The sequence below is a fragment of the Pseudomonas bijieensis genome (genome assembly GCF_013347965.1).
GTDB classification, from domain to species: domain Bacteria; phylum Pseudomonadota; class Gammaproteobacteria; order Pseudomonadales; family Pseudomonadaceae; genus Aquipseudomonas; species Aquipseudomonas bijieensis.
The window spans coordinates 586,408-608,033 of the sequence record NZ_CP048810.1 but is presented as its reverse complement, the minus strand read 5'-3'; the positions used below and the strand labels follow the sequence as shown (position 1 = coordinate 608,033).

Below are 21,626 nucleotides of genomic sequence, written 5' to 3'. Positions count from 1 at the left end.
GCCGATGCTCTCCAAATCAACTGTGTTTTGATACCGTCCAACCGTTGCAAGGGATTGCGGTACCCGGGGTGATAAAGGTACGTCGCAGCTACATCACCAACGTCAACCACGCCGACACCAGCAGCATCACCGCCATGACCCGGTTGAACCGCCCCATCGCTACGGCGGAACGACAGAACCGGGCCGCACCAAGCCCCAGATAAGCCCAGACGGTCATGCATGGAATCGAAATGGCGAAAAACGCCAGGGACAGCCAGAGTACCCGCACGGTACGGTCGGCCTCGGCGCCGGCAAAAACGCTGACCACGGCCAACGCCATCATCCAGGTCTTGGGGTTCACCAACTGCAATCCGGCGGCCCCTGCCAGGCCCAGACGCGGGCCTTCGACCGGCCGATCCGGGTCGATGGCCTGGGCCGGGGCGCTGAAAATCTGCCAGGCCATCCAGCTCAACCAGGCAATGCCCGCCCATGAAAGCGCGGTCTGCACCGTAGCGTGGCGCGCCAGTAAATCGCCCAATCCCGTGCCCACCAGCAACACCAGCAAAGCCGCCGCGGCGCAGGCACCGAGGATGATCGGCACGGTGGTTGCCAGGCCGAAGCGCGAGCTGTGGCTCAGTACCAGGATATTGGTCGGGCCCGGGGTGATGGAGGCGACAAAGGCGAACAAGGCAAACGGCAGTAACTGGTCCATGGAGCAACGTCTCGGTGGATGATCGATGCCTTGATCATCCCCACGAAGGCGTGGTCAGTCTGGAACAATTGAGCAGCGCTTGCGGTAGTCCGCCGGACTCAAACGGTAGGCGCGCTGGAACCAGCGGCCCAAGTGGCTCTGGTCGGCAAAACCGAGCATGGTCGCCACCGCCACGGCGCTCTCGCCACAGGCCAGCAGACGTCGGGCGCGGGCCAGGCGCAACTGGATCAGATAGGCATGGGGCGCCAGGCCGAAAGCCGCCTTGAACGCCCGGGTCAGGCGGAAACGATCCACGCCGGTGACCCGCGCCAGGTCATCCAGGCCGATGTCTTCGCTCAGGTGACTGTGCAGATAATCCCGGGCCTGTTGCGCCACCAATGGCAGGCGCGGGTCGGGGTTGATCCGTGCGCGCCATTGCAGGTGTTGGGTCAGGTTGGCCAACAGGGTATCGAGGGCCGTCTGGCGCACGATGCGAATCTCCTGCTCATGCAAGCTCTGGAAGGCCAAGGCCGTGGCATTCGCCAGCCGCGCATCGTCAGTCAGGGTGGCAGCAAACCCCAACTGGGCATTGTCTGGCGCCACATCGAACAAGGAGCGCAACTCGCGCTCCAGCCAGTGGGGCTCCAGGTACAACGTGCGGTAGGTAAACCCTTGAGCGTGAGGGGCATTGCCGTCGTGGAGCTCGCCGGGCTCAAGCAGGAACACTTTGCCCGGCGTGCTGTTGTGCTGCTGGCGACGGCAATGAAACTGCTGCACGCCCTGCTCGGTCACGCCCACCAGATAGGCGTCATGCCAATGGGGATCGTAGGCATGCCCCTCGAAATGCGCGCGCACGGTCTCGATGCCGGACGTGGCGTCCTGCTTGAGATCGATCCAGTTGCGCGCGGTCATGCCCTGTCCCGTTCAGTGGATGTGCTCTTGGCAGATTAACTGCTGATGAGGCGCGTGTCTGGAAGATTTGTGCAAACCTTGGTGGAGACGGGCTTGCTCGAGAAAGCGTTCGGGTCTGTAAATACATTTGTTGACTGACCCACCTCCATCGCGAGCAGGCTCGCTCCCACAGGAGAAACGCGGTCCCACCAAGAACCAGGCCGGCTGTCAGGCCGCCTTCGCGACTCGACCGAAGCCTCAGGCATCCGGAGTAATCACCGCCTCCACCGCCAAACGAGCCAGTTCGGCATCCTGCTCGGCCTTGACGCCGGACACACCGATAGCGCCGATGCACTGGCCGTCGTGGCGGATGGTCACGCCGCCTTCGAGCATGCCTTGCAGGTGCGGGGCGCTGAGGAAAGCGTAGCGGCCACCGTTGATCATGTCTTCGAAGACCTTGCTGTCGCGCCGGCCCATGGCGGCGGTGCGCGCTTTTTCGGTGGCGATATAGGCCGATAACGGCGAGGCATCGTCCAGGCGCGACAGCCCGAGGGGATGACCACCGTCGTCCACCACGCAGATCGACACCGCCCATTGACGCTGGTGCGCCAGTTTCTTGGCCGTCACCAGCAATTGCTCAACGTCCTGTTCAGTGAGTACCGCTTTGGTTTTCATGGATCACTCCGTGTTGTGCCGCAACAAGCCGGTAAGACAGCCCGCAAGCCAATGTCTGCGGGCCGAAAACACCCCGAGATTTACTCGCCGTAGATATCGAAATCAAAGTACTTCTGGCGAATCCTGTCGTACGTGCCGTTGGCGCGAATGGTCGCCAGCGCCTGATTGAAACGGCTCGCCAACGCATCGTTCTTGCGTACCGCAATGCCGATGCCCGTGCCGAAGTATTGTTCCTCGGTGAAATTGGGCCCGACAAATTCGAAGTCCTTGCCCTCCGGACGCTTGAGCAGGCTCTCGTCGATCACCACCGAACTGGCCATGGTCGCGTCCAGGCGCCCACCCAACAGGTCGAGGAATATTTCGTTCTGCGAACCATAGCGCACTACCTCGGCGCCCGCCGGGGCAAAGTGATCAGTGACATAACGATCGAAGTTGGTCGCCCGCTGCACCCCGATCCGCTTGCCTTTGAGCTGGGCCGGGATATCGTTGATACCGCTGCCCTTGCGAAACACCAGGCGCGCCGGGATCCGGTAGTAACGGTCGCTGAAGTCCACCGACTTCAACCGCTCGGGGGTGATGGACATGGAGGAAATCACCGCGTCGACCTTTTTCACCTTGAGCGCCGGAATCAAGCCATCGAACTCCTGTTCCTGCCAGATGCAACGGACCTTCATTTCGGCGCATAACGCCTGGCCGATGTCGTAGTCGAAGCCGACGATGGTGTTGTCCGGGGTTTTCGAGGCGAAGGGGGGGTAAGCTGCCTCGATGCCGATGCGCAGCGATGACTCGGCGGCTTGCAGGTTCGCGCCGAAAGCCAGCAGCGAGACGAGACCCAGTTTCAGGGCGATGCGTTTAACGTTCATTCAGTTGCTCCAGATGCGATGTTATTGATTCCGGACGCTCCATAGAAGTCATCCGTTATGGCAGCAGCAATGTGAACAAGCCCGGGCGATGACTCTGGCGGTCGCCTGCCCGGTGACAGCACAACGGTGATCCGGCCGACGGCCTCAGACCACCGCCGTGACAATCAGCTCCAGCAAAATCTGAGGGTCATCGAAGGCCACTTGGGCCGTGGCTCGCGCTGGCGTCTGCGTGGCATCGACCCACTCGCTCCACTGCGCGTTCATGGCGGCGAAATCCCGCCCCATGTCTTTCATCCAGATCTGCACGCTGAGCAGCCTGTGCTTGTCGCTGCCCGACGCGGCGAGCAGTTCATCGACCCGTTGCAGCACCTGACGGGTCTGGCCCTGGATGTCCTGGCTGCAGTCGGTGGCGACGACGCCGCTGAGCCAGGCCACGCCGTTGTGCACGACGCTGCGGCTCAGGCGTGGGTTGCTTTCGATGCGTTGAATACTCATGTGGGTTCCTCGACGGAGAGACGCTCGCCGGCCAATTGGGCGAGCGTGATAGGTTTGAGGGGTGAACGGATGCGGTAATAGCCCACCTCGGCGGGTGATACTTGGCGGTGTTCGGCGATGATTTCAGTGACGCTCAGACCGCACTGGCGCCCCTGGCACGGGCCCATGCCGCAACGACCGAAGGCCTTGGTCTGGTTGGGGCCCAGGCAACCCAGGTCGACATGACGGCGGATGTCGCCAGCACTGACTTCTTCGCAGCGGCACACCGTGACGTCGTCGGCGGGAATGCGATTTTGCATGCCGGGGCGATACAGGATGTCGAGTAGCGGCCGTATGGCGCGGGCGCGGCCTAACGCCCGTTGCAGGGAAGACGCTTGCGCGGACTGGCCAGCGATTGCCAACGCAGCCAGGCGCCCCTCCAGTTGCGCCACCCGGGCCCCGCCGATGGTGCCACCGTCACCGGCGATGAAGATGCCCGGCACGCTGCTTTCACCCCATTGATTGCGGCGCACAATCCAGCACAATTGTTGTTCATTCCAGTCATGTTCCAGACGCAACGACCAACTGATCTGGGTGTTCGGCACCACCCCCTGATGCAGCAGGATCAAATCGGCGTGAATGCGCTGTGAGCGGCCTTGGCTGTCGAAGCTCAAGGCGCAGGCCCGGTCCGTGCCTTCAACCCGCAAGTTGCAAGCGCTGCGAAAATGCCGAACGCCGGCACGCTTGAGCTCCGCCAGCAGCCCCAGCCCTTTGAGCAGGTCGCGCCAACCGCGCAGCGCACCGGGAATTGCCCGCCAGGCCCGCAGCAGATCGCTTCGCTGGCTGGTGTCCACCAGGACCTCAAGGGCGATCCCGGCGCGCAGGTATTGCACCGCCAGCAGGTAGAGCAATGGACCACAGCCGGCCAGCACCACTGGCGTGGCCGGCACCATGGCCGCGCTTTTGAGCAAGATCTGCCCGGCTCCGGCGGTCATGACGCCCGGCAGGGTCCAGCCGGGAATCGGCATCGGCCGCTCGAAGGCCCCGGTGGCGATCAACAGGTGGCGCCCCTGCAAGACTTCAGCGCGCCCCTCGACCAAGTAGTGCACCTGACGCTGCGGCGTCACCTGCCAGATGGCCGCGCCAGGCAGATAGCGGGCACCGCATTGCAAAAAGTCGGCGGCCAATTTCGCCCCGGCAACATAGTCGTCACCCAACACGGCGCGGCTGCGTACGTCAGCCTGGAGCACCTGGCGATAAATCTGCCCGCCCGGGCTGGCCTGTTCATCCAGCACGACCACTGACAGGCCATGAGCCCTGGCTTCGAGCGCAGCGCTCATTCCCGCCGGGCCAGCACCGATGATGATCAGGTCGATGACTGCGTTATTCATCGCCGCCCTCCTCCCACGGTGCCAGGCAAGCGGCTCCGCGTTGGCGACGCACGCGCATGCCGCAACGTACCGGCACCAGGCACGCCTGGGTATTGGCTTGTCCGTCCACCTCCACCAGGCATTCGAAGCACACCCCCATCATGCAATAAGGCGCACCGGCACGACCGTTGATGGCGCTCTCGCGGGTGTGGCGAATGCCGCAGGCCAACAGGGCCGCAGCCAGGGATACCTCGGCGGGCACCGTGAGCGGCGTGCCTTCGAATTCGATTTGCACGCTGTGATCTCCCAAGATCAGCGGCCGGAACAGGCTGTCAGCCGACATGGCGCACCTCTGCTTGCGGGTTGAAACGTTGCAGCCCGAATGGCTTCACCGCCGGGTCATCGAATTCGCCGGCGATCCACGGCGCCAGGCGCAAGGCATGGGCAGCGGCCAGCGTCACGCCGCTGTGGCAGCTGACAATCGACAACCCCGGGCAGCCCTGGGGCGTTTCGTAGATCGGAAAGCCATCGGCACTCATCACCCGCAGCGCCCCCCAGGCCCGCACCAGGCGCACCTGGCCCAACCGTGGAAAACACTGCACCGCGCGCCGGGCAATAGCGGCCATGACCTGGCTGCCGGTGCCGTCATCGAAGCCCGCTGACTCGTGGGAATCGCCCAGTTGCAGCGTGCCCTCATCGGTCTGGCGGACATAGGTGGTGGGGTACTGTAGAAATGGCTCAAGCCGCTCGGTGACCAGGATCTGCCCCCGGTTTGGCTGCACCGGCACGTCCAGCCCCACCCTGGCCCCCAACGCCCGATTGCCGAGGCCGGCGGCCAGCACCACCTGGCGAGCAGACCAGCGCTGGTCTCCAGCCCGCAGTTCGAAGCCCGTGGCACCCGCGTCGATAGCATCGACGTGATGGCCGTTAATGAGTTTGACCCCGCGCGCCTGGCAGGCGGCGTAGAGCGAGCGAAGCAGCTTGAGCGGGTTGACGTGGCCGTCCATGGGCGAAAAGCAGCCGCCCACCACGTCTGGCCCAATACCGGGCAAGCGGGTGCGTAGTTGCGCAGCGTCCAGCAATTCAAAGGGGTAGTTGCCGGCAAAGGCGTCACGCAGCCAACCCAGCCGACGGCTTTCCTCGGCCATTTCTCCATCGCTCAGGCACAACTGGAACCCACCCTGTTGGCGCAAATGGACGTCGATGCCGGTATCGGCTTGCAACGCCTTGGCGAACCGAGGCCAGAGCGCCACCGATTCCCGCGTCCACTGCGCATATGGGCTCATGCGGTAGCCCTTGCCCTGGACCCAAAGCAGACCAAAGTTGCCTCGGGCCGCGCGAATGGCATCGTCGCCTTCATCGAGCACACTCACCCGGCGCCCGAGCAAGGCCAGCCCATAGGCGATGGACATCCCCACCAGGCCGCCCCCCACGACAATGACATCAGTTTTTTGCATGGCTCTCTTATCGCTGCTTTTGATGCCTTACACTTAGTAAAGTGCCGGCCCTGTGGCTGGTTAAAGCGGTTGTGGACGATCCTAGGGCGATGACAATCTCTTGAAAAATGCTTTATTTTGGCAATCTCATGTCTTTTTGTTATGGACTGGAAGCGCACTATGAACCTCCGTCAACTGGAAGCTTTTCGCGCCGTGATCCTGGGCCAGACCGTGACCCGCGCCGCCGAAATGCTGCACATCTCGCAACCCGCGGCGACCCGGCTGATCGCCAGCCTGGAAGAGGACATCGGTTTCAGCCTGTTCGACCGGGTCAAGGGGCGGCTGCAACCCACCGCCGAGGCCATGACCCTGTATCAGGAAGTGCAGCGCTCGTTGTTGGGCGTGGAACGCATTGCGCGGACCGCCCAGGACATCCGCACGCTCAAGCGCGGCTCCCTGCACATTGCCTGCGCACCGGCCATGGGCTTGTCATTCGTGCCCCGGGCGATTGCCGCGTTCATGGCTGAACACGATCAAGTACAGATATCGCTGGTGGTGCATTCGTCCCGGGAAGTGGTGGACTTGGTGGTGGGCCAGCGCTGCGACCTGGGCCTGATCGTGCTGCCCAACACTTACCCGAGCCCCCGCGCCGAAAAATTGCTGGCAACGCGCATGCTCTGCGCCCTACCGGCCGGCCATCGCTTGCAGGACCAGGCAACCATCCGTCCAGAGGATCTGCAGGGCGAACCGTTCATTTCCTACCCGCAGGCGATTGCCTCACGCCAACACATCGACGCCATCTTCGCCGCCCATGGCGTAGACCGTGAGCTGCGCCTGGAAACCCAGCTCTCGTTGCCCATGTGCGCGTTCGTCGAACAAGGTCTGGGCGTGGCGCTGGTGGATGCCATCAGTGCTGTCGAGTACCGGGGCCAGGGCATCGTCTTCCGGGCCTTCGAACCGGCGATAGAAATGGACTTCAGCATGCTCCTGCCCATCCAGGGGCCGGTTTCCAGGCTGCAAGCCAGTTTTCTGGAGCACATGCAGCGGTTTATCGAAGCGCAGGTGCCGGCGGCCTATCGGTTTTGATGCAATCGTCGATTCAGCATCAATGGATCCACTAAATAACCAATCATCCACAAATCCAGCAAAACAATTGACAAGCAAATTAGTTAAGAGAGTTAATGGATCCACAGACAAGAACAACATCCGCCTGGAGATCCGTCATGTACCCCAAAAATGCCTGGTACGTTGCCTGCACCCCCGATGAAATCGCCGACAACCCCCTGGGTCGCCAGATCTGCGGTGAGAAGATGGTTTTTTACCGCGGGCATGAGGGCAAGGTCGCGGCCGTGGAAGATTTCTGCCCTCATCGCGGCGCCCCGCTCTCCTTGGGTTATGTCGAAAACGGCAACCTGGTGTGCGGCTATCACGGTCTGGTGATGGGCAGCGACGGCAAGACCGTCGAGATGCCAGGGCAGCGGGTACGAGGGTTCCCTTGCAACAAGACTTTTGCGGTCCAGGAGCGGCATGGGTTCATCTGGGTCTGGCCTGGTGACCAGGCGCTGGCCGACCCGGCGCTGATCCATCATCTGGAATGGGCCGAAAGCGATGAATGGGCCTATGGCGGAGGCCTGTTCCACATCCAGTGCGACTATCGCCTGATGATCGACAACCTGATGGACCTGACCCACGAAACCTACGTCCATGCCTCAAGCATCGGCCAGAAGGAGATCGACGAGGCACCGCCGGTGACCACGGTCGAAGGTGACGAAGTGGTTACCGCCCGGCACATGGAAAACATCATGGCCCCGCCGTTCTGGCGCATGGCCTTGCGCGGCAACAACCTGGCCGACGATGTGCCGGTGGACCGCTGGCAGATCTGCCGCTTCACCCCGCCCAGCCATGTACTGATCGAAGTGGGTGTCGCCCATGCCGGCAACGGCGGTTATCACGCCGCGCCGCAATTCAAGGCATCGAGCATCGTGGTGGATTTCATCACGCCGGAAACCGAGACCTCGATCTGGTATTTCTGGGGCATGGCGCGACATTTCCAACCGCAGGATGAAGCCCTTACCGCGTCCATTCGCGAAGGCCAAGGCAAGATTTTCAGCGAAGACCTGGAAATGCTCGAGCGCCAACAGCGCAACCTGCTGGATCATCCGCAACGCAATTTGCTCAAGCTCAACATCGATGCCGGTGGTGTGCAGTCCCGTCGGGTGCTGGAGCGCTGGATCGCACGGGAACGGGAAGCACAGGCCGGTTTGATCGCCAGCAGCCATCAACCGCAAGTGGCGGAGCAGCGGCCATGATCGAAGTCCAGGTCGCGGCGCGACACAACGAAGCCCTCGACATCTGCAGCTACGAGCTGACGCGTGTCGATGGCGAGCCGTTGCCGGCCTTCACCGCCGGCGCCCATATCGACGTGCATTTGCCCGGCGGGCTGATTCGCCAGTACTCGCTGTGCAATCATCCCGAGGAACGGCATCGCTACCTCATCGGCGTGCTCAAGGATCCGGCGTCCCGCGGTGGTTCGCGCAGCCTGCATGAGCTGATCCAGCCAGGCATGCGCTTGCACATCAGCGAACCGCGCAACCTGTTCGCCCTCGCCCCGCAAGCCCGGCGCAGCTTGTTGTTCGCTGGTGGCATCGGTATTACGCCGATCCTGTGCATGGCCGAGCACCTGGCCCAGAGCGGTGCGACGTTCGAGCTGCATTACTGCGCCCGCGCCCGGGACCGCGCGGCCTTTGTCGAGCGCCTGCGCCAATCCCCTTACGCCGACCGGGTATTCCTGCATTTCGATGAAGAACCGCAAACCCAGCTGGACGCCGCCAGGGTCCTGGCCGCGCCCGGCGATGACCTGCACCTCTACGTGTGCGGGCCCGGTGGTTTCATGCAGCACATCCTCGACACAGCCAAGAGCCAGGGCTGGCAAGAAGCCTGCCTGCACCGCGAATACTTCGCCGCCGCCCCCACCGATACCCGCGCCGATGGCAGCTTTTCGGTCAAGCTGGCCCGCAGCGGCCAAGTGTTCGAGGTGCCGGCGGACCGCAGTGTGGTGCAGGTACTGGAGAGCCATGGCATCGAGATTCCGATTTCCTGCGAGCAAGGTGTATGCGGCACCTGCCTGACGCGTGTGCTGGAAGGTGTACCGGAACATCGGGACATGTTTCTGACCGAGGCGGAACAGGCCGGCAACGACCAGTTCACACCGTGTTGTTCCAGGTCCAGGACACCAGTCTTGGTACTGGACCTCTAACACCGGCATTGTGGGAGCGAGCCTGCTCGCGATGGCGTCGGTTCTGCAGCATCGAGGGTGACTGACCCACCGCTTTCGCGAGCAGGCTCGCTCCCACAGGGGGTCTGTGGTGGGTCACAAATCCAGCAGTCATCCACAATTGGGGCTGTTCACTCCGAACGGAGAATCACCGTCATCCGCTCGTCAGCCAGCGTCGAGCCGAACACTTCGGCGTAGCGCAGGGTCGCATTGGCATGCTCGCGCATGATGGCCTCGGCACGGCCGCTCTGGCGGTTGATCAGGGCGTCGAACACCGAATGGTGTTGCATATGGGCATAGTTGAAGCGGCGAAACTCGCCGGCCATGTTCTGGCGATCCACCGCCAGGGCGGTCACTGAGGCGAATGGCAGATGATCGTTGCGGGACAGGGCATCGGCAATCGCCGGGTTGTGGCTACCTTCGACGATCACCTGGTGAAAGCGCATGTTGAGGTCGTGATACACCTCCAGGTCGTCCTCGGTCACATAGCCCTTGGCGAACAGTTCATCGCCCTGCACCAGGCATTGCTCGAGTATCGCGCGGGCCTCTTCAGACAAACCGTGCTCGGCCGTCTGCCGTGCCGCCAGGCCCTCCAGCACGCCACGCACCTCCACGGCCCCGGCGATCTGCTCGGCGCTGACCGAACGTACCTGGAAACCTCGTCCGCCGAAGCGCACCAGCAACCCTTCCTGCTCCAGGGTGCGGAACGCCATGCGCACCGGCATGCGCGAAACACCGAACAGCTCAGCCGTGGGGACTTCCATCAAGCGCTCACCAGCGGCCAGCTCGCCCGAGGCGATCATCTTGCGCAGCGCAACCAGCACCGTTTGGCCGGGCTTACTCATCCAGGCGATTCCAGAGAAAAGAAGCCGTCATAGTAAAAGGCTTGGCGCAGCGTGTCACGGCAAGGCACCGGCCCCGGTCGATGGGGTCGCTCCCAGGTTGTTCAACTCCCCGCCAACTCGCGCAACTGCGCCAAGGCCTGCTCGTCCAAGGTAATCCCATGTTCATTGGATTTGCTGCGCTCGCGATGGCGACGATCCCCCGGCAGCCGGCGCAACCCGACGCCATGCATCTGCCTGACCAATTCCTGGCTGCGCTCGGCGAAATCCTGCCCGGCGGTCTTGCTCGGGTCGATCACGATCAACAACTGGCCGGTCCACGGCGTCTTGGCGCCCGGATGGTTGTGCCAGTCGAATTCGAAGGAAAAATTACCGCCAGTCAGGGCGGCGGCCAGCAACTCGACCATCATCGACAACGCCGAGCCCTTGTGCCCGCCAAATGGCAGGAGCGCACCACCTTCGAGAATCGCCTTGGGGTCGCGGGTCGGCTGGCCGAGGCTGTCCACTCCCATGCCCGGCGGCAACAACTCGCCCTTGCGTGCGGCAATCTGTACGTCGCCGTGGGCGATGGCGCTGGTGGCGAGGTCGAAGACAATCGGCTCGCCGTCGGCCCGCGGTGCGGCGAAGGCAATGGGATTGGTGCCGAACAATGGACGGTCGGCGCCATGGGGCACCACGCACGTCATGCTGTTGACCACACTCAACGCCACCAGGCCTTCATAGGCAAACGGCTCGACATCCGGCCAGAGCGCGGCGAAGTGATGGGAGTTGCGAATGGCCAGGACAGCGATACCGGCGCTGCGAGCCTTCGCCACCAGCAATGGACGCGCGGCGGCCAGGGCTGGCTGGGCAAACCCGTTACCGGCGTCCACTGCGACAAACCCTGATGCGACATCTTCGACCGTCGGCACGGCCTGACCGTTGACCCAACCGCTGTTGAGCGTCGAGACATAACCGGGAATGCGAAACACCCCATGGCTATGGGCTCCGTCGCGCTCGGCCCCGGCACAGTTTTCAGCCAGGCACCGCGCAACGTCGGTCGACGTGCCATGACGCAGGAAAATCTTCTCCAGCAGGTTCACCAGAGCATCGTAGGACAAGGTGCAAGAAGCGGCATGATCGGATGGCGCAGACATCTGAAGCTCCAGAATGATTGTTGGAGGTAGCAACAGCGTAAAGGACTCGCCGGGTGATTAAACACCGCTTCGCGGTGCGAGCAAAGCCTGCTCGCAAAAGCCGCCACAGCTCTCCAGTGGGGGCGAGCCTGCTCGCGATAGCGGTAGGTCCGCTTGCATCGATATTCCAGCCTGACAGGCCTCAAACCCAGCGTGCGGTAACTATGTACCACCTTTGCCCATTCATCGTTGCCTAGTCTGGCGGCTTCCTCCACGTTCGCGCCGCCTTGAGGCGCCTTGATCGAGAAGCAACGATGCTCACTGAAACCACACCACTTTTATTTCCCGAGGTATTGAACGCCCATCGCCTGGACCAATTGACCGCCACCCACGGGCTGACCCAGGCAGACCTCGACTGGTTACACCATATCGCCCTGCCCAACCACATCCGGCGCACGGCGCAGACGCCACCGATGTTCGCCGAAACGATTCTGTTGCAAGCCGAGAACAAACCGCCCATCGCACTGGCCGGCTGCCTTGCCCTCAGCACCTCGACAGACCGCAGCGCATCGAGCACCCAACCGGCGTTCCTCTACACACCCAGTGGTGGAATCGAAAAACTCGACAACCTGGCATCCCTCGAACAAAAGATCGATCGGATGCGCCAGGACGCTGCGCAACGCGACGACCTGTTTCGCCTCTTGTCGATTTCCCAGCGCAGCGAATTGATCAGCACGACCGACATCAGACAGACCCGGCAACTCATCGAAGAAGATGTGTTCCAGGCTCAACTCAAATCCATCGAGGACGCCCAGAGCCTCAATGCCCTGGCCATGGTGAACGAGCTGATCAGACTGCCCTCGTTACGATCGATGCTTGACCAGATATTGAGCGAGGCACTGCCGGACCTGGATCATCGACAGATCCGCGTGGCATTCAGCAAGGGCGGGCACCTGGCAGGTCCAAAGGCAATCCAGGTGACCGAAAGCATTCCACTGAGCGACGCCATCCTGGGCTACTTCCATAACCAAGGCTGGCCGCCCGGGCATGACATCGATCTGACCCACCCGGGCACACTCCCATCGTCCTACACCCCGCTGCAATGGGAAAACATCATAAAGGACACGGCCAGGAAACTGATTCCGACACTTCAGGGCTGCCTCGATGCCTTCTGGGAAAACACAACAGCGCGCGTCTATATGTCTCGGCGCAAACTGCTTTCCCAAGTCATCCACGATGGGCTCTGGGCTGCGATCCTGGTGGAACGGGAAAAAAGGCAACTGACGGATGAACAAAGTCGCGAGTTGCTGCGACTGTTCCGGCCTTCCCGCCGGGACGAGGCGCTGTTGTTCATCGAAACGATTCGCCTCTGGGAATACGAGCCGCACTATGTAGAGCTTGCAGGCTCTCTGATGATCAGCGCCAAAGGAAACTACCTCTATACCCCCATTCATGGTTTTCAGAAGATAGACAACTACCTGGGGTTCAAGGAAGCGTTGTTCGGTAACCCCGCAACCACAGCAAAAAAGGAAGCACTCTATAGCCTCCTGGGCCTGGAAGAGCGCAACCGCTTCCTGCGTTTTGACGAGCCACAGGTCTCGGGCGAACCACTGGACTTGCCCGTGTCCGAATCCCTGGCGAACGCAATCATCAAAAAGCAGAAGGATAATCTTCATTACGCGCTGGAAATGTCTCGCCAGGGCGATGTCGACATTCACCCGCTCATCGACAAAGCCTTGGATATACGCAGCTTCATCAACAAAAGCCTGCTGAGCCAGCCAACCGCCGGACATTGGGGGACTCATCCCGCCTTTCATGGAAGTCTGCGCCCGTCCAACTTCATGGCCGATCAACTGGAAAGAAAGGTCAAGAGCTATACCGATGTTGAAAAGGCTTTCAATGGCCTCTTTATTCGGTTGCCAGCATCCCATGGCGTTTCGCTGCACAACGGGCTCAGGCAGTTACTGCCTGAACTGATCAATGTTTTTTCCTTAGGCATACGCGCCGAAGCCGAACTCAGGGAACTCAACGCGAGCCTGCCGGCGATTGCGAATGACTTGATCAGAACAGTCTTTGCCTACGACTCAGAATATCCGGACCGCTCACAACGTATCGGGGTCAGGGGGTTTCGACCGGATGTCTATTCGTTGACGCTGGTCTGCAGCGTAGGAGATCGAACGGCTTATATGCCCCTCGCCAACTGCTTTCTATTAACTGAACGCGGAGGACTCGATACACCCTATTCGGGCATGGCAATCCTCTGGACACCCGCCGATGGCTTGCAGGCCTTTTCGTCCGTCGAAGTGGCCACCCAGCAACTGAATCGGCACCTGCTCGACTCCCGAAAGCGCTTTGGTTTGCTCACCAACCTCACGCCCGACCAACGCAAGCCACATGGGCGTTATCAGCTCCAGGCGTACGAACTGATCGAAGATAACGTGCTGGTGAATCGAATGAGTTCGTTCATCAAACACTTCGAGGCCGAGCAAGGGTATCTGAGCACGTTGAAAGCCGGAAGCTGGCAACTGACCGGCAATGCATTACTAAAAAGCCTTCAGGCAATGTTGAACAAAGGCGCGCCCACCAACCTCAAGCGCGCCACACACATCGCCCAGGCCAACAGACGGCAACAGAAACTTCCCGCCTGGCTCGGCGCAGCGGTGCTTGAAGACCAACGCCTGCACATTGAATTGCTTGAGCAATATAAAAACAGCGTGGCCGACGGCAAGGACTACCTGGACGGTATCGAGCCGCTGCGAACCTATGCACGTAATAAACTCAAAATGCTGTTGGACGCACGCTTCGCTGCAAAGAACCTTGACCCCGATACCATCCAAATCACGCCGAACCTTGCCATTGTCGGGCCGGCCAGTTCGCTGACCGACTTTGCCTTGCAGCACATCGAAGTGACCCGCAAAGGCTTCAAAGTGTCTTCGACGTCCACGCAGAAGCTGCCGGACGGCCTGAACGAAACCGCTGTCCGGCAAATGTTGTCCTCATTGAATATCTCTACCGACTATAAAAAACATGTAGCGCAAAAACTGTCCGGCACCACCGCGGATGTCCAGCAAAGAAAAACAGCCTTCCGCCAACAATTACCCTGGCAGTTGCTGCAACACGCTCACGCTCGTCATCTACAACAACACCTTTCCCCCCTGGCTTTCGACCTGATCCGTCAGGTGATGGACATGCCTGATGCCATCGCCCGCAAAGCGGTTGAGGGTGCCAGCGCGGTTATTCGCCCCCTGGAATTGATCAAGACCGGCGGCGCGGTACCGGTCAAGGCGCTGGGGCTTTACTTGATCGGATCGAGCCTCGATGCAGCAGGCCCCCAGGTCCTGTACTCGCCTTACCATGAGGGTCATTGCTTCAGCGAGTTCAAGGACGAAAAAAGCGTTATAGCCGCACTCAATACCTCAGGATCGCTTCAGGACCTGCTGATTCGCCGGCTTCCCGAGAACCAACAGGCCATTTTCAGAAACCTGCTCGCCGCCACGCTCGGGCAGCGATCGGAGATGACCCTGGCCTCCAATCCTATCCAGACCAATCTGCTCGACACATTGTTCAACGACAATACGGCATTGTTATTGGACATGCTGACCACACAGACAATTGAAAACCGTCAGCTTGATTGGAGAACAGTCCTGCACCTGTTCACCTCCGGCGTCAAGCTGGTGGGCGGGCAATTGGCGGGCAAACTGACTTTTATCGAAACCCTCTGGGAAAGCTATCAGGACTTCAAGACCTCAGCCGAAGCCTTGCAGCAGCATGACTGGAAAACAGGCTTGCACGATTTTATCGCCGGCGCCGCAGAAATGGTGTCGCTGGGCATGCTGAATCGTGAGGATACATTTGGTCTTCTCGATCCCATAGAACCGGTCTCGCAAGGCGCGACACTGGCGGGTGACTGGAAGAACATCGCTTCCACCGCCCAGATTCGGACCGACCTGAACGTTTTTGAGGCCATGGGTATCAGCCTGGCGAACTTGCAAATAGACCCGATCGAGAAAACCTACAAGGCACTGGAAAATGGCAGGCGTTATGTCCCCCTCGCCGGCAAAGTCTTCCAGGTGGCGAGAGCCAACCAAACCTGGCGAATCGTGCATGAGCACGGAGAGGGGCCGTTGCTGAAAAAATCGTCTGACGGCCGGACATGGGAACTCGACCCACAACGCCAGACCATACGCTTCGGCAAAGCAGGGTCGAAAATGGCCGTCACCTACAGCGACTTCAAGGCCAAGGGCTCACTGAATATTGAAGCGCGGGGAATGTCTGAGATACGCAGGAAGTATCCGTACCGCGCCAATATGATTGTCCAGGCACTGGAGACCGCGAGGTTCTATTCATTCAATGCCCTTCACAACTTTGAGCAATTCAAGCGACGACCGCTTACGGGCTCTCGGCTGGATAGTTTCCTCAGATTGTTTTTTGGGGTCGACAGCATCGACGCCCGTCTTATCAGCAAGATAGAGGCGGCGATCTCGCCCATATGCCGGGCATTGGCCGATCCGTCCTGGGAGTTGCAAAATGCCGAGCGCATCGTGGTCGGCCACCTCAAGCACCTGGAAGATAGAGCGACCGCCTTCGTACTTGAGCCCGCAGCCGTCGGAAGAATCTACATCACGCAGTTTTTCTTCGACATGGGCCTGGATTGGTACAAGGCCGTCGTACCGTCGTCCTTTAATGTCGATGCCCATGCCCAGGGGGCGACCTTCATCCACGAAGTTTCCCACCAGTTGTTCAATACGTTCGATTTCATCTACCTGGATGCCTCGCTGCCCTTTCTGGACTTGATTTCAACAGCGACTTATTCAGGAAAGTCGCAATACGACAAGCAAAAGGACCTGCAACTCAACGGGCTGTCATTGACCACACCCAAGTCAAAACTGTTTACGCAATGGGACAGCACGGATAACACCTACAAGAAGATGGAACTGTTGCCTGGGTACAAGGAAACCACCCGGGAAATCCTCAGGATAACCGGCGCCAGAACCATGGATAACGCTCGCGATGATTTTCTCGATCCGATTTTGCCGGACAAGCGCATCGACGTCATACTTCGTAACGCCGACTCGATCACGCTCTTGATTTGTGAAATGGGACGCCAACTCGACCCAAGCCCGTCCCGGCAGATTACCGTGCCGTGAAGCGTTTGAGTTGTTGATCTTTTTTTCACGCAATGTATGCGACGCTAGGCTACGACGAATGTTTGAGTAAAAAACGGGCTCATTGATGCGTAAATGCCATGACGGCTGTTCTCGGCAGCTCATGCCGAAGGTTAGAATGCGGCAAACCAGGAAGAGTCAATGACCGAACATACCCTCTCGGAAGCCGAATACGACGCCATCACCGATGCCGCTGCCCATTGGTGCATGCGTTTGCATGCCGTCGATTGCACCGATGCCGAACGGCAAGCGTTCAAGCAGTGGCACGATGCCGATCCCCTGCATGCTTTCGAATACCAAGCCATGCTGGAGATCTGGGCGGTTGCCGATCATCTGCCGCGCGTCGAGTCGGCGCCGGCAGCCCCAGCGCCCCGCCCACGGTCGCGCTGGAGCCGCCTGGCGGTCGCCGCTGCGGTATTCGTCGTGGGTCTGCCCATCGCCGCCTACACCGGCTGGAACCTGGGCTGGGTTGCCAACTCCTATCAGCGCTTCGAAGCCGGCGCAAGCGTACGTCACGTTACTCTGGGCGACGGCAGCGAGGTAGAACTCAATCTGGGCAGTGAGCTGGTATTTGCCAACTACAAAAACGAGCGTCGGGTAACGCTGGAAAAGGGCGAGGCGTTTTTTGACGTCAGCCATGACAAGCAGCATCCATTTGTCGTTCGGGCTGGCCAAGGCCAGGTACGCGTGACCGGCACTCGTTTCAACGTCTGGATGTACCAGGACCAGGTACGGATCACCCTGCTGGAGGGCTCGGTAAGGGTGACCAGCAATCAGGCGTTCAGCCGTGACGGCCTGCCGCTTTCCCCGGGCATGCAGGCCAGCTACAAGGCGGGCGACCACCAGCCACAAGTCCGTGAGATAGCCCCCAACGACAGCTCACTGGCGTGGCGCAATGGCAAGCTGGTGCTGGATAACCTCGCCCTGAGCGACGCACTGCCGCTGATTAACCGCTACCTCGACCGTCCCGTCATGCTGGCCGACAACAGCACCGGCGGCCTGCGTATCGGGGGGGTCTACAACATCAGTGAAGTGCAGAACCTGGTGCCTTCGCTGCCCAAAGTACTGCCGGTCTACCTGACCCAGAACAAGGACGGCAACCCGGTCCTCAATTCCATCGGGCAACGGCCAACCAATAACTGAAACCTCCCCCGGTGGGGGCGAAGCTTGCTCGCGATAGCGGTTTTACAGCCTTATAGAGGTGATGTCTGTGACGACGTCATCGCGAGCAAGCTTTGCTCCCACAGGCTCGCGATAACGGTAGGTCAGCCGGCATCCATCGGGGATGTGAGCTCCCCCTCGTCCACAGCCCAACAAAAGTTACTGCGTTACCACCCTGCCCGCCTCATCGTGCTCACGGATAATCAGCGCCTGATAGTGCGGGTCGGCCTTGATCTGCTGTTCGGTAAACGGCAGCACACTCCACTGCTTCTGCGAAAACGCCTGGGTCTGATCTGCCGAGTAAGGCGATGCCGGATCGCTGGAAATGGAAAAGGCCAACAAGCCCTGGGCCTGCGGACCTTTACCGTCGAACGTCACCACTTGCAGATAGCTGGTACCGCTGACCACCTCCCGCTTACCGCTCGCCCCCGGTACGCTCTGGATCGCGTTATAGATGCCCAGCTCCCCGGGGCCGCCATGGATCGGCGTTAGTCGACCGCCGCTGCTGGACACCTGGATATCTTGCCATTGGCTGTCCTTCGACAACCCGGCGACCTTCACCGCTTCCACCGAGGCCAGCATGGCTTCGCGCACGGCCTTGAGTACAGGCGGTCGCTCGATCGCCAGGCCTCGCGGTGTGTGTTGTGGGTCTTTGGGATCGAACGCGACGCGCCACGACCCCGGGGCAGCCCGCACCTCTTCCATGATGTGCTGGAAATGCACGAACCCCAGGCCGCTCTTCAGGCCGGCCTTACGATCCCAGGCCTTGAGGCTGGCACAAACCTCGACCAGGGCCGAAGCGTCCTGCCCCAGGTCACCGGCACAAACGCCGAGTAGATCCGGCATCACCTGGTCGGCCAGGTAAACCTGATCGTCCATGACCATGCGCTGCAAATCCTCCACCTTCACCGGACCATCCTTGGCCAGCGCGTCCATCCGTTCCAGCGCAAAACGCGCCCGCAGTCCCAGCGGCTGGCCTTGCTGGCTGATCAATGGGGAATAACCGGACAGCGGCTGCGACGGGTTGACCATCCAGGCCGAATCGTTGGAGTTCTGCACATAATCGCGGCGTAGCAACTGCGGAAGCCTGTCGGCGGCATAGATGCCTTTTTGCACGGCCTTGGCATCGATCCCCCAGGCACATTCGCTGCGAGCCCCATCCAGCACGATCAGTTGCAGCCCGGCCCTGGGATCGCTACACCGAGCCAGTTTATCGGCGTCGACGTTCGGCACCACCGACACATTCATGTAGAGGCTTTGCCCCTGATCGTCCACCGCCAGGGTATTGACCCAGGGAATGCCCTGGATCTCATGGACGGCGTCCTGCAAATCCTTGAGCGTGACCGCCTTGTTCATGGCGTACCACTGGGCCAGCACACGATCGTTTTCCAGGTTGGCATCCCGCAGGCTGTAGGCGAATCGGTTGTCCCAGTCCAGCCGGCCGGGCCATTGCACGATCGGGCCGAACTGCGAGCCATAGACCACTCGGGAAATCGTCTGCACCTGGCCGTCAGGTCGCTTGATGTCGACCGCGACCGTCTGCTGGCTCATCGGCACAGACTTGCCGTCGAGCAGGTAGCGAGTCGGATCCTTCGGGTCGAGTTGCAGGCGGTACAGGGTGAAGTGTTTTGAACTGTCGACAGTGTGGGTCCAGGCCAGATGCTGGCTGAAGCCGATGTTGATCATCGGCAGGCCCGGCAGGGCCGCCCCCATGACATCCAGCTTGCCGGGAATGGTCAGGTGCATCTGATAGAAACGCATGCCGCCCAACCATGGAAAATGCGGATTCGCCAGCAACATCCCGCGGCCGTTGAACGAGCGCTCACTGCCGATGGCCAGCGCATTGCTGCCACGCTCCAGGGCAAAACGCTGCTGGCGGGTTGCGGCGGCAGCGAAACCGCTGGCTGGAACACCCGTGAGTGCCGTCGCCTGGGGCGGTTGTGCACCGGCCAGGGCCTCGGCGAATTGGCCGACGCCGCCTTCCACCAACAGTCGACGGGTCAACTTGACCAGGTCCAGCGCCGTGATCGGCCGCACCCACTCGCCGGCGCATTGTTCCGGCAGGCCCTTGGCCTTGCGCTCGACCAACGCACGGTTGTAGCCCGCCACGTAGCCTTCGACCAGTTGCTGCACTTGAGGCGTCTGGGCCTGCCAGAAACCGGAAACCGCTTGCGGTGTGTTGAGCCAACTGAAAAACACATCGCTGACGCGGTTCTCCCGCTGTTCGACCGTGACTTGCTGCGGCCCGAAATAGCGCGAGCGCTGGGCGTTGACCGTGACGATCTCATTGGCCAGCAGGCACAAGTTGTCCTGGGCGTAGGCATAGCCGATGCCATAACCCAGCCCGCGTTCATCCTGAGCCCGGATATGCGGCACGCCAAAACGAGTGCGACGGATCTCGGCACTGGCCTGCTGCCCATCATCCTGCGCATTGACCACGGGAATGAGCCCGAGGGCGATCCCCAGAAAAGCGCCTGCGAGGCCAATCCTCGATAACTGCCCGGACATTATCACGCTCACTCCTGATAAAAACTTCAGAAACCAGGACGGCTACCGGAGCGAAGTAGACAAACACTCGGCCCGCCTGGGAAATCACACGCCGCGTGCTGAACCGGAATGTGCCTACCTTCAAAACGAACCGGATGAAAAAAAATTAATGGCTGGCAGCCGTTTGAATACGGGGGTTTGACGAAGCACGGGCAATTTTTTCACATCATGGTCCTCATGATTGCGAATCCTCGTTCGTCCTATTACAGGAGAGTATCCGTGACCTTTTCTGATCAGGCTTGTAAGGAGTTTTTGCATGCGTAACGCGCAACAGCCCATGGAGGGCAAGCCAAGGCCGAGCGGCGTCTCGCTGAGCGCCCCCCACCGTGTATTCGACAAGCCGGCAGATCGAGGCGGCAACGACCACATCAGGCGCTTGCTCAAGAGTTTCGGGCTCAGGACTAGCCTGATTCGCCTCAAAGTCATCGACGCGCTGCTCAAGGCCGCCAACGAAAATCGCAGCCTGGGCGTGCGCGGCGTGCACAGCCAGTTGTTGGGGCTGGACATTCCATTGTCCTTTCTCAGTGTGCGCGAGGTGTTGAAACGCCTGTGCAGCGAGGGAGTCGTCACCCTCAACCCGGATAAAAGCTACTGCCTGCACCCCAGTGCGATGGCCGTGCTCCAGGCCGAGGATTGAAGCCGGCGCTCAGGACTTGACCTTGCGCCGCATCACGCCGTTGATCACCACCACGATGACCGCCACGGCGATGGCGATGTATTGAAACAGCTGCTCGCTGATCATGCCCTTGCCTTGCATCCAGGACAGCCCCAGCATGATTGCCAGGACGACGAGGACGATCAGAATCGAGTATTTCAAACGTTGTGAATGAGTCATTACCAATTTCCTGAATGTATCCGTTCTGTATCCGAAGGCTTGCCAAGTCCCTACCGAATTGCGGGGATGACGGGCTGCCAACGGGGTCCCATGGTACAGCCGAAGGAGCGTATTCGCGCAACCGCGGCGGTTTATCATGAGGAATTATGTATGTTTCGTCGTATCAGCCTGTTGCTTGCCTTATTGTCCACCCTGACCCTGAGTGGCTGCCTGTTTTTCCCCCACGACCGCGGTCATGGGGATCGACCTGACCACCGTGGCGGCCCGGGCTTCGACATGCCCCGCTAATGCCCCTTGGCGAGGAAGCC

General features: G+C 60.6%; 19 protein-coding genes. 7 read left to right on the top strand and 12 right to left on the bottom strand.

Features of this window, described 5'->3' with window-relative positions; genetic code table 11:
* Positions 1 to 88: 88 nt before the first annotated feature.
* From GN234_RS02540 to GN234_RS02505, 8 genes are all read right to left on the bottom strand, one after another.
* A complete protein-coding gene (locus GN234_RS02540) occupies positions 89 to 691 on the bottom strand; it encodes a LysE family translocator (protein ID WP_109754164.1) in 603 nt (200 codons plus the stop codon).
* 54 nt (positions 692 to 745) lie between these two features.
* Complete coding sequence (locus tag GN234_RS02535) at positions 746 to 1,582, bottom strand: AraC family transcriptional regulator (protein ID WP_176687776.1); 837 nt, start codon at positions 1,580 to 1,582, stop codon at positions 746 to 748.
* A gap of 237 nt (positions 1,583 to 1,819) precedes the next feature.
* The gene (locus GN234_RS02530) at positions 1,820 to 2,236 is read right to left on the bottom strand and encodes a GlcG/HbpS family heme-binding protein (protein WP_109754166.1); all 417 of its coding nucleotides are present in this window, start codon (positions 2,234 to 2,236) and stop codon (positions 1,820 to 1,822) included.
* 80 nt (positions 2,237 to 2,316) lie between these two features.
* The gene (locus GN234_RS02525; protein ID WP_109754167.1) at positions 2,317 to 3,099 is read right to left on the bottom strand and encodes an ABC transporter substrate-binding protein; all 783 of its coding nucleotides are present in this window, start codon (positions 3,097 to 3,099) and stop codon (positions 2,317 to 2,319) included.
* 144 nt (positions 3,100 to 3,243) lie between these two features.
* Entirely contained in the window at positions 3,244 to 3,594 is a 351-nt protein-coding gene (locus GN234_RS02520) for a RidA family protein (RefSeq protein WP_176687775.1), read from the bottom strand.
* On the bottom strand, positions 3,591 to 4,964 hold the full coding sequence (locus GN234_RS02515; RefSeq protein WP_176687774.1) for an FAD/NAD(P)-dependent oxidoreductase: 1,374 nt from the start codon (positions 4,962 to 4,964) through the stop codon (positions 3,591 to 3,593). Before GN234_RS02515 ends, GN234_RS02520 begins: the two co-directional genes overlap by 4 nt.
* Complete coding sequence (locus tag GN234_RS02510; protein ID WP_116832492.1) at positions 4,957 to 5,286, bottom strand: (2Fe-2S)-binding protein; 330 nt, start codon at positions 5,284 to 5,286, stop codon at positions 4,957 to 4,959. The genes GN234_RS02515 and GN234_RS02510 overlap by 8 nt, the downstream gene beginning before the upstream one ends.
* Positions 5,276 to 6,400 carry an NAD(P)/FAD-dependent oxidoreductase gene (locus GN234_RS02505; protein WP_176687773.1) on the bottom strand — a complete coding sequence of 375 codons (1,125 nt, stop codon included), beginning with the start codon at positions 6,398 to 6,400 and terminating at the stop codon, positions 5,276 to 5,278. The genes GN234_RS02510 and GN234_RS02505 overlap by 11 nt, the downstream gene beginning before the upstream one ends.
* A 159-nt stretch (positions 6,401 to 6,559) precedes the next feature.
* Between GN234_RS02505 and GN234_RS02500 the strand changes: the two genes are divergently transcribed.
* The 3 genes from GN234_RS02500 to GN234_RS02490 all read left to right on the top strand — a co-directional run bounded on the left by GN234_RS02500 (position 6,560) and on the right by GN234_RS02490 (position 9,635).
* Positions 6,560 to 7,465: a LysR substrate-binding domain-containing protein gene (locus GN234_RS02500; RefSeq protein ID WP_163858529.1), complete on the top strand. Its 906-nt coding sequence runs from the start codon at positions 6,560 to 6,562 to the stop codon at positions 7,463 to 7,465.
* A gap of 137 nt (positions 7,466 to 7,602) precedes the next feature.
* Positions 7,603 to 8,688 (top strand): aromatic ring-hydroxylating oxygenase subunit alpha, encoded by a 1,086-nt coding sequence (locus GN234_RS02495; RefSeq protein ID WP_116832494.1) that lies wholly within the window; start codon positions 7,603 to 7,605, stop codon positions 8,686 to 8,688.
* Complete coding sequence (locus GN234_RS02490; RefSeq protein ID WP_109754174.1) at positions 8,685 to 9,635, top strand: PDR/VanB family oxidoreductase; 951 nt, start codon at positions 8,685 to 8,687, stop codon at positions 9,633 to 9,635. Before GN234_RS02495 ends, GN234_RS02490 begins: the two co-directional genes overlap by 4 nt.
* Before the next feature lie 149 nt (positions 9,636 to 9,784).
* On the opposite strand, the gene GN234_RS02485 is transcribed toward GN234_RS02490, so the two are convergent.
* Together GN234_RS02485 and GN234_RS02480 are read right to left on the bottom strand one after the other, a co-directional pair.
* The gene (locus GN234_RS02485; protein ID WP_176687772.1) at positions 9,785 to 10,498 is read right to left on the bottom strand and encodes a GntR family transcriptional regulator; all 714 of its coding nucleotides are present in this window, start codon (positions 10,496 to 10,498) and stop codon (positions 9,785 to 9,787) included.
* Positions 10,499 to 10,599: 101 nt separating this feature from the next.
* A complete protein-coding gene (locus GN234_RS02480; RefSeq protein ID WP_163858521.1) occupies positions 10,600 to 11,631 on the bottom strand; it encodes an Ldh family oxidoreductase in 1,032 nt (343 codons plus the stop codon).
* Positions 11,632 to 11,924: 293 nt separating this feature from the next.
* Here GN234_RS02480 and GN234_RS02475 point away from each other — a divergent pair, with 293 nt between their 5' ends.
* Together GN234_RS02475 and GN234_RS02470 are read left to right on the top strand one after the other, a co-directional pair.
* A complete protein-coding gene (locus GN234_RS02475) occupies positions 11,925 to 16,757 on the top strand; it encodes a dermonecrotic toxin domain-containing protein (protein WP_176687771.1) in 4,833 nt (1,610 codons plus the stop codon).
* Between the two features lie 159 nt (positions 16,758 to 16,916).
* Entirely contained in the window at positions 16,917 to 17,918 is a 1,002-nt protein-coding gene (locus tag GN234_RS02470; protein WP_163858517.1) for a FecR family protein, read from the top strand.
* A 177-nt stretch (positions 17,919 to 18,095) separates the two neighbouring features.
* Here GN234_RS02470 and pvdQ read toward each other — a convergent pair whose 3' ends face one another.
* Positions 18,096 to 20,444 carry a bifunctional acylase PvdQ gene (gene pvdQ / locus GN234_RS02465; protein ID WP_176687770.1) on the bottom strand — a complete coding sequence of 783 codons (2,349 nt, stop codon included), beginning with the start codon at positions 20,442 to 20,444 and terminating at the stop codon, positions 18,096 to 18,098.
* A 295-nt stretch (positions 20,445 to 20,739) separates the two neighbouring features.
* Here pvdQ and GN234_RS02460 point away from each other — a divergent pair, with 295 nt between their 5' ends.
* Complete coding sequence (locus GN234_RS02460; protein ID WP_109754180.1) at positions 20,740 to 21,120, top strand: fe2+ zn2+ uptake regulation protein; 381 nt, start codon at positions 20,740 to 20,742, stop codon at positions 21,118 to 21,120.
* Between the two features lie 9 nt (positions 21,121 to 21,129).
* Here the strand turns inward: GN234_RS02460 and GN234_RS02455 are convergent, their stop codons facing one another.
* The gene (locus tag GN234_RS02455) at positions 21,130 to 21,318 is read right to left on the bottom strand and encodes a hypothetical protein (RefSeq protein ID WP_003202135.1); all 189 of its coding nucleotides are present in this window, start codon (positions 21,316 to 21,318) and stop codon (positions 21,130 to 21,132) included.
* A 150-nt stretch (positions 21,319 to 21,468) separates the two neighbouring features.
* On the opposite strand from GN234_RS02455, the gene GN234_RS02450 reads away from it, so the two are divergent.
* On the top strand, positions 21,469 to 21,606 hold the full coding sequence (locus GN234_RS02450) for a hypothetical protein (RefSeq protein WP_014338251.1): 138 nt from the start codon (positions 21,469 to 21,471) through the stop codon (positions 21,604 to 21,606).
* Positions 21,607 to 21,626: the final 20 nt, after the last annotated feature.